Below are 14,229 nucleotides of genomic sequence, written 5' to 3'. Positions count from 1 at the left end.
CTAATGATCAGGACGCAGGCTTCATCAGACCTTTTTCGTTGATTTCAACCAACGCATCATCCAACGATTTTTGAATGCGCACGAACATCTCGTCGATTTCGGCCGGGGTAATGACCAGCGGCGGAGAGATGACCAAGCGGTCATCCACATGACGCATGATCAGATTGTTTTTGAAGCAATGTTCGCGGCAGATATATCCGATCGTGCCGGGATCTGATGCGAACTTGGCTCGGCTTGCCTTTTCAGGCGTCAATGCGATGGACCCCATCAAGCCTGCGATCTTTGCCTCTCCGACCAGCGGATGCTCGACCAATGCGTCCCATTTCTTTTTCATATAGGGCGCGGCCACGTTGCGCACATGATCGACGACGTTTTCTTCTTCGAGGATGCGCAGATTTTCGAGCGCAACTGCTGCGGCAACCGGGTGGCCGGAATAGGTGTAGCCATGGTTGAACTCGGTGGCGCTGATGACACGGGCGACTTCGTCGCAGACGATCGATCCGCCAATAGGTGCATAGCCTGAGCTAAGGCCCTTGGCGATTGTCATGATATGCGGTTTGATCCCGACGGTTTGCGAGCCAAACCAGTTGCCGGTTCGGCCAAACCCGCAGATCACCTCATCCGCGATCAGCAGTATATCGTACTTGTCGCAGATGCGCTGAATTTCAGGCCAATATGTGTCGGGTGCGATGATCACGCCGCCTGCGCCCTGCACAGGTTCGGCGATGAAGGCAGCGACGCGATCTTCGCCCAGTTCCTGAATGGCTTCTTCCAGCTCGCGCGCGCGGGCAAGGCCGAATTCCTCCGGGCTCATATCGCCGCCTTCCGCCCACCAATTTGGCTGGTTGATATGGTGGACATTCGGGATTGGAATGCCGCCCTGCGCATGCATTCCTGCCATGCCACCCAACGACGCCGATCCAACAGAAGAACCGTGATAGGCATTCTTGCGGCTGATGATGATGTTCTTGTCCGGCTGACCTTTTTCGGCCCAATAGGTGCGCACTAGACGGATGTTGGTGTCGTTGGCCTCGGACCCGCTTCCGGCAAAGAAGACATGGTTCAGATCACCTGGCGCAAGCTCAGCCAGTTTTGCAGCCAGCGCAATGGCGGGCGTATGGGTCGTCTTGAAGAAAGTATTATAATACGGCAGCTCGCGCATTTGACGTGCGGCTGCATCGGCCAGCTCGTCGCGGCCATATCCGATATTTACGCACCACAATCCGGCCATACCATCCAGAATTTCATGACCTTCGCTATCGGTCAGATAGACGCCCTTGGCACGGGTGATGACCCTGACACCTTCGTCTGCCAGCGCCTCATTGGTCGAAAAAGGATGCAAATGGTGTGCTGCGTCCAGCGCCTGCAATTCGGCAGTGGGCATGTGATTGGTGATGGTGGACATCTCGGATTCTCCAGCAAGCGTCGTTGCCAGATAGAATATGATCAAATTTTATGCTGTCAATCGAATCGCTGGTTTCTAGGTGCTTGGCAAAGCATCGCCCATCATTCCCATACCCTGCTCAATGTCCTGCGCTGTTGCCAACGCGGCCTTTTCTGCATCTCGCTCACGTAGCGCGGCAATAATGTCTTTGTGTCTGTCGGGCAGGCTTTGAGTGCCGAAGCGACCGCAAACGATGCGCAACGAAGGGCCGAATCGCAGCCATAGCCGTTCGGCTAGATCAACAAGTATCGGAGCGTCCGCGTGGGAATACAGAGATTGGTGAAAGGCGTGGTTCAAACGCAGGTAACCCCCTACGTCCCCATCCGCGATCATATTGTCCAATCGTTGATCCAGCTGCTCAAGATAGTCGATCTCGGTTATAGATATGTTCTTTGTGGATCGCCTGGAAAGCTCTGTTTCTATTGAAATTCTTGCAAAAATCATCTGCTCGATGTCGTTGGCTGAAAGCAGCGGGACGCTCACGCGACGATTGCCCTGAAAAATGAGCGCGCCGTCGGAAATCAGACGGCGTATCGCCTCGCGCACCGGAGTCATGCCGACACCAAGCGAATCAGTCAGTCCCTGGATCGTGACCGGCTGCCCGGGCACGAGATCGCCAAACAGAATCTGGGATTTCAGTGTCCGATAGACCTGCTCGTGCGCTGGGCGTTTTTCTTCATCTACCGGAGGTGTATCTGCTTTATTTTTGATCAAATCCAAAAGGTTTGCCCCAATCCAAGTGTTTCTGTCTTGCCAGAATCTTCACCTATTCCGACCATAGGTGAAACCGTCGTGAAACGCAAAACTTGATCAAATCCAAAAAAAGGTCAAAATGGCCGCACAGTTGCAGGGAGAAAAATATGAAACTGAAAACGCTGGGGATGACAGCGATCGTCGCATTGGGGACTTCGGCCGCGTTTGCTGAAGAAGTGCGCGTCTATAACTGGTCCGACTACATCGACGAAGATCTGCTGAGCAAATTCGAAGAAGAAACAGGGCTAACCCTGATCTACGATGTGTTCGACAGCAACGAGGTTCTGGAAACAAAAATGCTGGCCGGTGGGTCAGGCTATGATGTGGTTGTGCCTTCAGGCACGTTCCTACAACGCCAGATCCAGGCCGGCGCATTCCAGGAACTGGATGCCGCCAAGCTGTCGAATGCAGGCAACCTATGGGATGTGATCCAGGAACGAACCGCAGGGTATGACCCCAACAACGCCTACTCGATCAACTATATGTGGGGCACGACAGGTATCGGGTTGAATGTCGGCAAGGTCAAAGAAGTGCTGGGCGACGATGTTGCGCTTAACAGCATGGATCTGGTGCTCAAGCCCGAGAACATGGAAAAGCTGGCCTCGTGTGGGGTGCATTTCCTCGACGCACCGTCTGAGATCATTCCGATGGTGCTGCAGTATATCGGCGAAGACCCTGACAGCCACGACACGGATGTAATTGGGAAAACCGAAGAAATTCTGACCAGTGTGCGCCCGTATGTTCAGAAATTCCATAGTTCGGAATACATCAATGCGCTCGCCAATGGTGATATCTGCGTTGCTGTCGGCTGGTCGGGCGACATCTTGCAGGCACGCGACCGTGCGGCGGAAGCGGATAACGGCGTGGACATTGAATACCATCCCTTTGCGGAAGGCTCGCTGATGTGGTTTGACCAGATGGCTATTCCGGTCGACGCACCAAACCCCGAAGGCGCGCACCAGTTCCTGAACTTTATCTTGGATGCCAACAACATGGCTGCGGCGTCGAACTATGTGTACTACGCCAACGGCAACAAGGCCTCGCAGGAGTTTCTTGAAGAGGACGTGATCGGTGATCCGGCGATCTATCCGGATGATGCGACCATGCAGAACCTCTACATCACCACACCTTATCCGGCAAAGACCCAGCGGGTGGTGACACGTCTCTGGACCAAAGTGAAATCAGGCACCTGATCTGATCATAGCGCAAGGCGGGCCCACTGCCTTGCGCCATTTTTATCCTGACCGATAAACGGGGGCCGCCTTGAATTCTGAAGTCTTTGCGCCGTGGGATGACCCGCAGGCGAAACCCTTGATCCAGTTCCAGAACGTCACCAAGCGTTTTGGCGCATTCACCGCAATCGACAATCTTTCATTGGATATCTACGAGCGTGAGTTCTTTGCGCTGCTCGGCCCGTCGGGCTGCGGCAAGACCACGATGATGCGGATGCTGGCCGGATTCGAAACCCCCTCCGATGGTCACATCCTTCTGGGTGGACAGGATATCGACCCGATCCCGCCCAACAAACGGGCGGTAAACATGATGTTTCAGTCGTATGCGCTGTTTCCTCATCTCAGCATCTGGGACAACATCGCCTTTGGCCTGCGCCGGGACAACATGCCCAAACGCGATCTGGAAGAGCGGGTCGATGAGATGCTGCGCCTAACCCGGCTGGAACAGTTCGCACGCCGCAAGCCGCACCAGATCTCGGGTGGTCAACGCCAACGCGTTGCGCTGGCCCGGTCATTGGCCAAAGCACCAAAACTGCTATTGCTCGACGAACCTTTGGGCGCTTTGGATAAGAAACTCCGTCAGGATACTCAGTTCGAGTTGATGGACATTCAGGAAAAAACCGGCACGACCTTTGTCATCGTGACGCACGATCAGGAAGAGGCGATGACCGTTGCCAGCCGAGTGGCCGTGATGGATCAGGGCAAACTGATGCAAGTGGCAACTCCAGATCGCATCTATGAGACGCCAAACTCGGTTTATGTTGCTGATTTCATTGGGGATGTGAATATCATTGAGGGACGCGCTACCGCAGCAGGCGACGAAAGCTATCAGATTGAGTGGGCAGAAGGGCAGCCCCCGTTAGCGGCGTCTTCTGCGACCCAACTGTCCAATGGTCAGGGCTGTCATCTGGCGATCCGGCCTGAAAAGGTCGCGATCTCTGCCGAGCGCCCGGTCGATGCGATCAACGCCATTCAGGGCAAGGTGCATGACATCGCCTATCTGGGCAACTTGTCGACCTATCATGTCGAACTGCCAAATGGCACGATCATCAAGGCGCAAACAGCGAATACCCGCCGCATCTCGCGCCGCTCGTTCACCTGGGAAGACCCGGTTTGGCTGTCCTGGACAGCGACTGCCGCAGTTCTGCTGGAAAACTGATGCGCCGCGCTGTTCTTATCGCTGTCCCGTATGTCTGGTTGCTGGCACTGTTCTTGGTGCCGTTCTTTATCGTCCTAAAGATATCGCTTTCAGACACCGCACTTGCCATTCCGCCCTACACTCCGACGCTGGACCTATCCGCAGGTTGGGCGGGTATCAGGGATTTCTTCAGCCAGCTTGATCTGGAAAACTTTGTCTGGCTGACTGAAGATGATCTTTATTGGAAGGCCTATCTGTCCAGCGTAAAGATCGCGCTGATCTCAACGGTGTTGACGCTGATTGTCGGGTATCCGATCGCATATGCGATGGCGCGCGCACCTGAAGAGTGGCGACCTACATTCATGATGCTGGTCATCCTGCCGTTCTGGACTTCGTTCCTGATCCGGGTTTACGCATGGATGGGCATCCTCAGCAACGAAGGCTATCTGAACCAGTTGTTGCTGTGGACAGGCATCATCTCAGCGCCGCTGACCATTCTGAACACGAATACCGCAGTTTATATCGGTATCGTTTATACCTACCTACCTTTTATGATCCTGCCGATTTATTCGTCGCTTGAACGGATGGACGGGTCGCTGATCGAAGCCGCCGAAGACCTTGGGTGTTCGCGTCTGCAGGCATTCTGGTTGATCACAATCCCCTTGTCGCGCCCCGGTATTATCGCGGGCTGCTTCCTCGTGATGATTCCGGTGATTGGGGAATTCGTAATCCCCTCGCTACTGGGCGGATCGGGGACCTTGATGATCGGTAAGGTGCTGTGGGAAGAGTTCTTCTCGAACCGCGATTGGCCCGTCGCCAGCGCGGTGGCCGTGGTTCTGTTGCTCATCCTCGTGATCCCGATTGTGCTGTTCCAGCGCAACCAGCAAAAGCAGACGGAGGCAGAACAATGAACAGGCTGAGCTGGTTCAACACAGTCTCGCTGACTCTGGGATTTGCCTTTCTGTATATCCCGATGATCATCCTGATTATCTTCAGCTTCAACGAAAGCAAGCTTGTCACCGTTTGGGCCGGGTTCTCGACCAAATGGTACGGCGAGTTGATGCAGAACGAAGCCTTTCTTGATGCAGCCTGGGTCACGCTGCGCGTTGCCGTATTTTCATCAACGCTGGCCACGATTCTGGGCACCGCAGCGGCCTATGTTCTGGTACGCGGTGGGCGGTTCTTTGGGCGAACGCTGTTTTCCGGGATGATCTATGCCCCTCTGGTGATGCCCGAAGTGATCACGGGCTTGTCGCTGCTGCTGCTGTTCATTGGAATTGGCTTGGATCGGGGTATCCTGACCATCGTACTGGCGCATACGACGTTTTCGATGTGTTTTGTCTCGGTCGTAGTGTCCTCGCGCCTTGTGACCTTTGATCGATCGCTGGAAGAGGCCGCACTGGATCTGGGCTGTTCTCCTGCGCAGGCGTTTCGCTTGGTCACCCTGCCGATCATCGCTCCGGCGGTGATTTCAGGATGGCTACTGGCTTTCACCCTGTCGCTGGATGACCTGGTGATTGCCTCGTTCACATCTGGGCCTTCTGCCACCACCTTGCCGATCAAGATTTTCTCGGCTGTGCGTTTGGGCGTCAGTCCCGAGATCAATGCGCTGTCGACGTTAATGATCGCGGTTGTCACGGTGGGCGTTATTACCGCGTCCCTGGTGACCAAGCGGGCGATGGTTCGGCAGAAACAGGATGAGTTGGCCGCGGCAAGCGCTGAATGAGGCGTATATTTCCTGATTACGCCTACGGACCTGCGCCACGCACGGGTTGTTGGTGGGACGAGACGATCGCGACCCCTGCTTGGCCAAAGCTCGAAGACGATATCAGCGTTGATGTCGCCGTTATCGGGGGCGGGTTTACCGGCTTGTCCGCCGCATTGCATCTGTCCGAGGCAGGGGTTTCGGTCGCTGTGTTCGAGGAGGAAACACCGGGCTGGGGGGCGTCCGGTCGAAACGGGGGCTTTTGTTGTCTGGGCGGGTCAAAGCTCAGCAAGGCTGGTCTGACCCGTCGCTATGGTCAGGTGGCAACGCAGGCCTATTACCAAGCGGAAGAAGACGCCGTTTCACTGGTTGCTGACCTTCTGCGTGATAACCAAATCGACGCCGAAACGCATTCCAAGGGTGAAACTCAACTGGCCCATTCACGGCGCGCGATGGAACGATTGCGCCGGTCGGCCGATCCGGCCGGACAATTGCACGAAATCGGCGAACTGAGGAGCCTTGGGTTGGGCGGTGCGTTTTTCGGCGGCTATACAACTCCGATTGGTTTTGCCCTGAACCCCCGAAAGTATCTGTTCGGCTTGGCAGGCGCTGCCCAGGCAAAGGGCGCAACTCTGTTCCAGAACAGCCCGATCACGCAGATCAAACAGGCCGCCTCTGGATTCGTGCTGACCTCACCTGCGGGTCACATTCGTGCCTCGAACGTTTTGGTGTGCACAAATGGCTACTCAAGCGAGGATCTGCCACCCTGGTTGGCCGCGCGTTATATGCCTGCACAGTCAACGGTTCTTGTGACGCGGCCTCTGACTGATGTCGAGCTGCAGGCGCAAGGCTGGACGTCGGATCAGATGGCCTATGACACGCGTAATTTATTGCACTATTTCCGATTGATGCCTGATCGACGATTTCTGTTCGGGACACGAGGGGGGCTGCTATCATCTCCTGGGGCTGAGGCGCGCATTCGGCAAAAAGCTTTCAGGGATTTCAAGGGGCTATTCCCCGCCTGGAACAGTGTCGATGTCACACATACGTGGTCCGGCTTGGTTTGCCTTGCCCGCAACCTCGTGCCCTTTGTTGGCCCGGTTGCTGAGCATCCGGGGATGTTTGCAGGATTTGCTTACCACGGCAATGGCGTGGCGATGGGAACATATTGCGGTCGTGCTTTGGCGCGACTGGTGCTGGGGCAATCCGCAGACATCCCGTCCCCTATTGCGGGTACGCCGGGGCGGTTTCCTTTTGGCCGTTGGCGTCGCGCTGTCATGCCGCCAGCCTATGCGTATCTGGGTCTGGCGGACCTATAAGGCCTCAACTTCCAGCTCATACCCAATGGCATAATCAGCCGCACCGTTTTCGGCCCGCCAAAGACAATAAGCGGCCATGCGCCAGGCAAACCAAGGCCTCAATGACAGATAGCGTTCGGTGATATCGGGTTGGTCGTAGGCCTTAAGAAACTGCGTCTCTTCGGCCTCGGACAAGGGCGCGCCTCGATAGAGTTGCTGCATCGCAGGTGAAAGGAATATCGCCAAGTCTTCACATGGGTCACCGAAGGCCGGGCATTGCCAATCGATCAGCGTCAGCCCATTTTTCGATTGCAGGATGTTTCCCGCGACCGGATCGCCATGGATCAAGCACCGCGCGGATAATGGCGGTACTTGGGCCTGAGGTTTTTTTGCAAGCAACGATCGCCGCTCTTCCGCGTGGCAATCAGCCAGAATTTGACATGCGTGCTGTTCCAGATCTTCGCTGCCATTGCAGCCGTTAGGGAGGTCCAGATTGACCGGAATTTGGTGCAACCTTCCAAGCAGATGGGCCACGCCCGAAACATCGTCCTGCCAAGGGACGCCCGGTGCGTGGTCATAGTAGACCCAGCTGTCGTCTCCAAAGGAACCCGTGGCACGTAAATTGGGCACGAAGCCAAAGCTGTTGAGCGTGCGCAGACATTCTGACTCAAGCCGGGCATCGTTGCGAAACAAGGGGTTCTGAAACCCGGTGCTGAATAACTTCAGAACGGCATCACTATTGCCGGACAAAACCTTCCAGACATGATTGGTCCGCCCACCGTACAACACCTCGAAGGTCACGTCGTGGCGGATCAAACCTTGGGTGCTGAGCTGGGCAACAAGACCCGGGGGAGGTTGGTGATGATTAGACAGGAGAGATACCGGTTTAGGGGGCGAGTCGCGATGCACCAAGCTTTGGCCCGCCTTGCCTTCTAGATCAAGCACCCGTGCGGATTTGCGTGACCATTTCGGCGGACACCTCTGCACCGCTCTCCAGTTTCAGGATGATGCCACCTTCACTGACCTGTGCCTCTACCACCCGACCGAAGGCAGATGCGGGCGTGCTGGTTAGTAACTCACCTCTTTTGAAGCTCTCCAATGTGGCTGAGTAACTGCCAGCGGGAAAGGGATCACCGGCACTGCTGACCCCGGCCCACTCGAATTCGGCCTTATTAGTAGGCACAGGGATACGATCGACAATGGTGCCCTGGTCATTGCGGATGACCAGCTCGGCCCGGTCGGCAGTGGGTTCGGCCTGAGCAAAAATCAGAACAGGCTGATCTACAAAGCGAAACGGTGCATCGGTTTTGACATTCATCCCAACCCACCCGGTGAGCTGATTAAGATCGACTGCCCCCATTGTCAGCGCGAGACCAGACAGAAGCTCATTGGCTTTGACTTGTTGTTCGACCATCGAGAACTGCGCCAGCTGAGAGGCATATTCGGAGGAATCCAGAGGTTCAAGCGGATCCTGATTGCGCGCCTGCACGGTCAGCATGCGCAGAAAGGTCTCGAAATCTGACGTCAGTGCCGAGCGTTCCGAATTGTTGTTTGCGCCGGGATTTGCACCCGTTGCGGTCACTGAATTGGTCGCTGAAATCATCAATTAAAGCCTCATATCAAGGCCCCTTTCAGGGCCGGCCGAAAGTGTGGGTGCCTTATGGTCCGCGTCACGAACCATTTCGACCGTTTCTGAGGAAGGGTCAGGCTCTGATGGATCACCATGCCGGGACGAGTCCCCGGACATGCTAAGATCAAGCGACAGATCCCCATAACCCAGCTTTTCGAACTCAGCCGACAGAATCGCAATGTGTCGCCGCATCAGGTCCAGTGTTTCGGGCCGTTCGGCCGCGATCGATAGATGAAACCCGTCTTCTCGACCGTTGAGCGTGATTGATACGCGCCCAAGCTCTTCGGGGTTCAGGGCTATTTCAACGCCACCGGTATTTGGTCGGGTCAAAATCGAAGCGGCCAGTTGCCCCGCAATCGTGCGTGCCGTTTCCGCGCGGGCTGCGGCGACGGGCATCGCTTGCGTCGTGTCGCGTATCGTGTGGCCCACCGCTGTGTCTTTGACAGCAAAAAGGTCATCAACTTCCGCGCTGATCGCCGTTTCCGCAATAGCATCGCCCGGAGCCCGGTCGAGATTCCAAGCTGTTGCCTGCGGTTTCAAGGCGGCAGAAATGACAGTTTGCTGGGTTATTCGAGCCTCTACAGGCTCAACTGCGCGTGCGACGAGTGGCACCTCTGTTTCAGGACTTGGCGGTTCCAGTTTCGAAAACGTATCCCCCACAAAGCTAGCATTTAGCGCGTCTGAGGCCGGCATTTGGTGTAGATATCCATTTCCGCTAACATCATGGATCGGAACTTGGGTTGGCGCTCGAAGAACGTTTGCGTCAGGCCTTGGGGCAGCCGCTTCGGGCAAGCCTGTATTTTGTCTTAGCGTTGAGTTTTCAGAGGCCAACTGCGAAATTTGCTGTACCGGGCTGGGCGGAGCGGCAACATGGTTCGTCTCACCGACGGCAAAATCTGCGTGGTGTTTCGGCGCATCTGCGACCTCTTGCGCAGCCACCTGCAGTTGGGCGGGCTCTAGTTCGTCGGTTTTGATTGTCTCAGTTGAATCTGCCGTAGAAACAGATGGAATTTCTGATTGTTCGGATGGCAGGTTTGAATCAGCCACAAACGGATCTACATCCTTCAACTCGATTTGTTCGACATCCTCATTGAGCACTTCCTCAAAGGCAAACCCACCTTTGGTATCACGCTCTTTACCCTGAGATGCCCCCGGTTTGTCACCCGTGGCAGATGCAGGCGACATGATCGTCAGCGGGTTGGTCATTTTTCGCTCCGGGGTTTCTTTGATCTGGCCGGCACTGTGCCCACAGGAAGTTACGTTTATTTTAACCGCTTTCCCCTTTGATCGAGAAAGTTCATAGCAATTTTCGGAGAATCCGATGACGATTACATCTACCAGTGCGACCATGCACTCCGCCCAGATTCCACAGAAGCTGAAAGCCGCCTCTGTTGAGCTGGAAGCCGCTTTTCTGGCTGAAATGCTCAAGTCAGCAGGATTCGGCCAAGCACGAAGTTCCTTTGGCGGTGGCGCAGGCGAAGATCAGTTTGCTTCGTTTCTGGTGCAACAGCAGGCACAGCAAATGGCAAAGGCGGGTGGAATCGGCCTTTCGGAAATTTTGTTCAATGCAATGATGGAGAAGTCCGATGGATAAAGATCTGATTCAGGCACTGGAAGACCTTTTGGATCTGGAGCGCACAGCCCTGGTTCAGGGGGATTTGACCGATCTGGATCGATTGGTGCCTGAAAAAGAGAATCTGATCGATGCAATAAATGATCTGCAGGTGTTGGAAAGCGATGATCTGATCCGGATCCAGACGAAGGTCGTGCGCAATCAAGCCCTATTGAATAGTGCGGCCGAGGGTATTCGGGCTGTGGCGGACCGAATGGCGGAACTGAAACAGGTCCGGCAGGAGTTCAGTACTTATGACGCCTCGGGGCAGCGTAGTGGGTTTGCCTTGCGATCGCGGGCAAAGCTGGAAAAACGGGCATAGCATCAGGTTTGATTCAAATTCGAGATTTCGGATTTGCCCGTCTTAGCACTCCGTTAGGAGATCGGGGGCAAATGTGGCGATGCACCTGAAACAACGGGTGGCGCGAAGGCCACAAGGCACGACGCACAGGTCAGAACGACAGAATGCCTGCCGGTTTGGTGGGTCCAACATGGGCGTCAAACGCGCCCGAACGCTAAGAGGATGACAAATATGTCCAGCATTCTGACGAACAATGGCGCAATGGTTGCGCTGCAAACTCTCAAATCGGTCAACAAGAACCTCGCACAGACGCAAAACGCGATCTCGACCGGCAAGGATGTGGCTACAGCCAAGGATAACTCGGCTGTCTGGGCCATCTCAAAGGTGATGGAATCAGACGTCAACGGCTTCAATGCGATCAAGGACAGCCTGGCCTTGGGTGAATCCACTGTCGCAGTTGCTCGAAACGCCTCAGAAACTGTGACGGATCTGCTGAACCAGATGAAAGGCAAGATCGTTGCGGCGCAAGAAGACAACGTTGATCGTGCTAAGATCAACACCGATGTGGCCGCGCTTAGGGATCAGATCGAATCGGTTGTCGGCGCTGCCCAGTTCAATGGCCTCAATCTGGTGAACGGTGGGGCTGGCGCAAGCATTCTGTCCTCTTTGGATCGAGACAATGCAGGCAACGTGACAGCGTCTTCCATTAGCGTATCGGCGCAAAACCTGTCGACAGGTGGTTACACTGCTGCCGACGTGTTCACTGGAACTGACGGGGTCACTGCGGATACGGCCGACGCATTCGGATTTTCGTTGGATGGAAACGGCGGAAGCGATGATGATGGAAGCATCGTGATCGCTGATCCGGGCACATTGTCCGCTGGTGATACTTTCACGGTCCGACTGGGCGACGATGTCGCGTCTTATACAGTCCGGGCTGAGGATATCGCCGCAGGCAACGCGCCCGAAGAGATCATCGCTGCGGGGCTGAAAGCTGCCATCGAAGCTTCGGATGCCAATGTTTCGGTCGTCTATGATCCGGGTACGAATGCTGCACAGCTCGATATCACCAACGAAGGGTCAGATTCGCTGCAGATCAGCGGTCAATATGCCAACGCCAACTCTGGCGGTCTAGGCGCTCTGGCCTCGATTGATGTGTCGACTTCTGCCGGCGCATCCGCAGCGCTTGGTGCGATCGAAGGCCTCATCGATACTGCGATTGATGCCTCGGCGGCCTTTGGTTCGGCGCAGGGTCGGATCGAGACCCAGAAAGAGTTCATCTCGAACCTGTCTGACTCGTTTAAATCCGGTATCGGCTCGTTGGTTGACGCTGACATGGAAGAAACCTCGGCGCGACTGCAAGCGTTACAGGTCCAGCAACAGCTGGCAACCCAATCGCTATCGATCGCGAACCAGGCGCCACAGTCCATCCTGTCGCTGTTCCGCTAACTTTGGAACTGATCCGGGGCACGCACGCTGTGCCCCGGACTTAATCGCCCGCTGAAGGACAATTGGAAGGATTTCAAGTGACACCGCAAACGCTTGCTCACCGCGCTTATGCGCAATCTGCTGCACCGACGCGAACACCTCGGGATACAGAGTATGAGGCGATTTCCAGGATTACACATCGGTTGAAGGCTGCTTCCACGCGGAAAGCGGCTGATTTCGGAGGGTTCGTTCAAGCCTTGCACGAAAATCGCCGGCTGTGGACTGTGCTGGCAACCGATGTGGCGGATGCGGATAACGGGCTGCCGAGCAATCTGCGGGCGCGGATTTTCTATTTGGCTGAGTTTATCGAACAACACAGCAGCCAGGTGCTGGCGAACAAGGCGACCGTTGAGCCGCTGCTTGAGATCAACATGGCCGTGTTGCGCGGGCTACGTCAAATGAGGGGCAACTGATGGGGGGTCTGGTCCTGAAACTTGCCCCAAAGGAACGGGTTCTGATCAATGGTGTTGTAATCGAAAACGGGGATCGACGCAGTCGGTTTTCGATCATGACACCTCAGGCAAATGTCCTGCGCCTGCGCGATGCCATTCACCCGGAAGAGGTCAACACGCCGGTACGCCGTGTCTGCTATGCCGCGCAGTTGGTTCTGTCAGGCGATACCGAACCTGAGCAGGCGCGCCAGCAACTTCTGCGGCGCGTGGAAGAGCTGAGCCAGGTTTTCACGGATGCCGACAGTCGCCGGGTCCTTGCCAACGCAACTGAAGCATTGGTGGCAGAGCAATACTATAAGTGTTTAAAGGCCTTGCGTTCACTGTTGCCGCGCGAAGAACGTCTGATGGCGTATCAGCAGTGACCTTCCAGCCGGTCATACCTTCAGGTGGTCTGGTTGGCTGGCGCTTTTTGCAGCGTACCTATGAGGCGCAGCTTCAAAGCTATTCTGCCTCGGGGATCAATGAACGGGACTCAAGGTATTTTCTAGACAATATCGGCAAGGTCCAGACGGCCGAGGATCTGGTTTCGGACCGACGGTTGTTGCGGGTGGCATTGGGTGCGTTTGGCTTGGAAAGTGATCTCGACAATCGGTATTTTGTCCAAAAAATCTTGTCCGATGGAACGCAGGCTGACGATGCGCTTGCGAACAGGCTGGCCGACGGCAGGTACCGTGATTTTGCCAATGCCTTTGGACTTGGTCCCGGCGATGTGCGCAAGACCGGATTGGTGGACGCCATGGAAAAGATCGCTGACGACAACTTGATTGCGCGATTTGAAATCTCGGTTGGTGAAGCAGATGAATCGATGCGTATCGCGTTGTACACCCAGCATGCTTTGCGCGATCTGGCTGGCCAGGGTGGCAGTGAGGACAGAAGGTGGTTTGATCTGATGGGGCTGCCTCCCTTGCGCCGCATGATGGAAACGGCATTGGGGCTGCCTTCAGCATTTGCGCAACTGGATATCGACAAGCAGCTTGAGGTGTTCAAAGATCGATTGCAGCGCGTTACAGGGTCATCCGATTTGGCGCAGTTCACTGAAGGTGAGGCAATCGACAAACTGACCGACACGTATCTGGCCCGCAATCAGATCAATCAAATCCAACAGACGATCTCACCTGCGCAGACGGCTCTGATCCTGCTGGGCGGTGGTTTTTGAACCATTGATGTCAACCAGAC

16 protein-coding genes are annotated in these 14,229 nt (G+C 55.5%); 11 read left to right on the top strand and 5 right to left on the bottom strand.

What is annotated here, in order from left to right; genetic code table 11:
• Positions 1–7 precede the first annotated feature (7 nt).
• Positions 8–1,405 carry an aspartate aminotransferase family protein gene (locus ACR0DK_RS05285; protein ID WP_170406785.1) on the bottom strand — a complete coding sequence of 466 codons (1,398 nt, stop codon included), beginning with the start codon at positions 1,403–1,405 and terminating at the stop codon, positions 8–10.
• 75 nt (positions 1,406–1,480) lie between these two features.
• Complete coding sequence (locus tag ACR0DK_RS05280; RefSeq protein ID WP_170406782.1) at positions 1,481–2,164, bottom strand: GntR family transcriptional regulator; 684 nt, start codon at positions 2,162–2,164, stop codon at positions 1,481–1,483.
• A gap of 140 nt (positions 2,165–2,304) precedes the next feature.
• Here ACR0DK_RS05280 and ACR0DK_RS05275 point away from each other — a divergent pair, with 140 nt between their 5' ends.
• The 5 genes from ACR0DK_RS05275 (at position 2,305) to ACR0DK_RS05255 (ending at position 7,591) form a co-directional block, all read left to right on the top strand.
• Positions 2,305–3,390 carry a polyamine ABC transporter substrate-binding protein gene (locus ACR0DK_RS05275; protein WP_170508945.1) on the top strand — a complete coding sequence of 362 codons (1,086 nt, stop codon included), beginning with the start codon at positions 2,305–2,307 and terminating at the stop codon, positions 3,388–3,390.
• Between the two features lie 70 nt (positions 3,391–3,460).
• Positions 3,461–4,588, top strand: a complete 1,128-nt coding sequence (locus ACR0DK_RS05270; RefSeq protein ID WP_170596769.1) for an ABC transporter ATP-binding protein — start codon at positions 3,461–3,463, stop codon at positions 4,586–4,588.
• A complete protein-coding gene (locus tag ACR0DK_RS05265; protein ID WP_170406776.1) occupies positions 4,588–5,478 on the top strand; it encodes an ABC transporter permease subunit in 891 nt (296 codons plus the stop codon). Before ACR0DK_RS05270 ends, ACR0DK_RS05265 begins: the two co-directional genes overlap by 1 nt.
• A complete protein-coding gene (locus tag ACR0DK_RS05260) occupies positions 5,475–6,293 on the top strand; it encodes an ABC transporter permease (RefSeq protein WP_170398984.1) in 819 nt (272 codons plus the stop codon). Before ACR0DK_RS05265 ends, ACR0DK_RS05260 begins: the two co-directional genes overlap by 4 nt.
• Complete coding sequence (locus ACR0DK_RS05255) at positions 6,290–7,591, top strand: NAD(P)/FAD-dependent oxidoreductase (protein WP_480735045.1); 1,302 nt, start codon at positions 6,290–6,292, stop codon at positions 7,589–7,591. The genes ACR0DK_RS05260 and ACR0DK_RS05255 overlap by 4 nt, the downstream gene beginning before the upstream one ends.
• On the opposite strand, the gene ACR0DK_RS05250 is transcribed toward ACR0DK_RS05255, so the two are convergent.
• The 3 genes from ACR0DK_RS05250 to ACR0DK_RS05240 form a co-directional block, all read right to left on the bottom strand.
• Positions 7,586–8,386, bottom strand: a complete 801-nt coding sequence (locus tag ACR0DK_RS05250; protein ID WP_480735043.1) for a phosphotransferase family protein — start codon at positions 8,384–8,386, stop codon at positions 7,586–7,588. The two genes, ACR0DK_RS05255 and ACR0DK_RS05250, sit on opposite strands and share 6 nt — an antisense overlap.
• Before the next feature lie 121 nt (positions 8,387–8,507).
• A complete protein-coding gene (locus ACR0DK_RS05245) occupies positions 8,508–9,173 on the bottom strand; it encodes a flagellar hook capping FlgD N-terminal domain-containing protein (protein WP_480735041.1) in 666 nt (221 codons plus the stop codon).
• A gap of 3 nt (positions 9,174–9,176) precedes the next feature.
• On the bottom strand, positions 9,177–10,406 hold the full coding sequence (locus ACR0DK_RS05240) for a flagellar hook-length control protein FliK (protein ID WP_223117152.1): 1,230 nt from the start codon (positions 10,404–10,406) through the stop codon (positions 9,177–9,179).
• 115 nt (positions 10,407–10,521) lie between these two features.
• Here ACR0DK_RS05240 and ACR0DK_RS05235 point away from each other — a divergent pair, with 115 nt between their 5' ends.
• The 6 genes from ACR0DK_RS05235 (at position 10,522) to ACR0DK_RS05210 (ending at position 14,209) form a co-directional block, all read left to right on the top strand.
• On the top strand, positions 10,522–10,794 hold the full coding sequence (locus ACR0DK_RS05235) for a rod-binding protein (protein ID WP_480735038.1): 273 nt from the start codon (positions 10,522–10,524) through the stop codon (positions 10,792–10,794).
• A complete protein-coding gene (locus ACR0DK_RS05230; protein ID WP_223117151.1) occupies positions 10,787–11,134 on the top strand; it encodes a flagellar biosynthesis protein FlgN in 348 nt (115 codons plus the stop codon). The genes ACR0DK_RS05235 and ACR0DK_RS05230 overlap by 8 nt, the downstream gene beginning before the upstream one ends.
• A 210-nt stretch (positions 11,135–11,344) precedes the next feature.
• Entirely contained in the window at positions 11,345–12,562 is a 1,218-nt protein-coding gene (locus ACR0DK_RS05225; RefSeq protein ID WP_170406757.1) for a flagellin N-terminal helical domain-containing protein, read from the top strand.
• A gap of 77 nt (positions 12,563–12,639) precedes the next feature.
• Positions 12,640–13,014: a flagellar biosynthesis regulator FlaF gene (gene flaF / locus ACR0DK_RS05220; protein WP_223117150.1), complete on the top strand. Its 375-nt coding sequence runs from the start codon at positions 12,640–12,642 to the stop codon at positions 13,012–13,014.
• Entirely contained in the window at positions 13,014–13,415 is a 402-nt protein-coding gene (gene flbT, locus ACR0DK_RS05215) for a flagellar biosynthesis repressor FlbT (protein ID WP_170398959.1), read from the top strand. Before flaF ends, flbT begins: the two co-directional genes overlap by 1 nt.
• A complete protein-coding gene (locus ACR0DK_RS05210) occupies positions 13,412–14,209 on the top strand; it encodes a DUF1217 domain-containing protein (RefSeq protein ID WP_480735035.1) in 798 nt (265 codons plus the stop codon). Before flbT ends, ACR0DK_RS05210 begins: the two co-directional genes overlap by 4 nt.
• The last annotated feature ends 20 nt before the right edge of the window (positions 14,210–14,229 follow it).

It is taken from the genome of Ruegeria sp. CE6 (assembly GCF_056537485.1).
This window is presented reverse-complemented; position numbering and strand designations above follow the sequence as displayed.

Coding starts and splice junctions, on each gene's coding strand:
- ACR0DK_RS05235 (WP_480735038.1), top strand. CDS start 10,522: ATGACGATTACATCTACCAGTGCGACCATGCACTCCGCCCAGATTCCA.
- ACR0DK_RS05260 (WP_170398984.1), top strand. CDS start 5,475: ATGAACAGGCTGAGCTGGTTCAACACAGTCTCGCTGACTCTGGGATTT.
- ACR0DK_RS05230 (WP_223117151.1), top strand. CDS start 10,787: ATGGATAAAGATCTGATTCAGGCACTGGAAGACCTTTTGGATCTGGAG.
- flbT (WP_170398959.1), top strand. CDS start 13,014: ATGGGGGGTCTGGTCCTGAAACTTGCCCCAAAGGAACGGGTTCTGATC.
- ACR0DK_RS05265 (WP_170406776.1), top strand. CDS start 4,588: ATGCGCCGCGCTGTTCTTATCGCTGTCCCGTATGTCTGGTTGCTGGCA.
- ACR0DK_RS05275 (WP_170508945.1), top strand. CDS start 2,305: ATGAAACTGAAAACGCTGGGGATGACAGCGATCGTCGCATTGGGGACT.
- ACR0DK_RS05245 (WP_480735041.1), bottom strand. CDS start 9,173: ATGATTTCAGCGACCAATTCAGTGACCGCAACGGGTGCAAATCCCGGC.
- ACR0DK_RS05225 (WP_170406757.1), top strand. CDS start 11,345: ATGTCCAGCATTCTGACGAACAATGGCGCAATGGTTGCGCTGCAAACT.
- ACR0DK_RS05285 (WP_170406785.1), bottom strand. CDS start 1,405: ATGTCCACCATCACCAATCACATGCCCACTGCCGAATTGCAGGCGCTG.
- ACR0DK_RS05255 (WP_480735045.1), top strand. CDS start 6,290: ATGAGGCGTATATTTCCTGATTACGCCTACGGACCTGCGCCACGCACG.
- ACR0DK_RS05240 (WP_223117152.1), bottom strand. CDS start 10,406: ATGACCAACCCGCTGACGATCATGTCGCCTGCATCTGCCACGGGTGAC.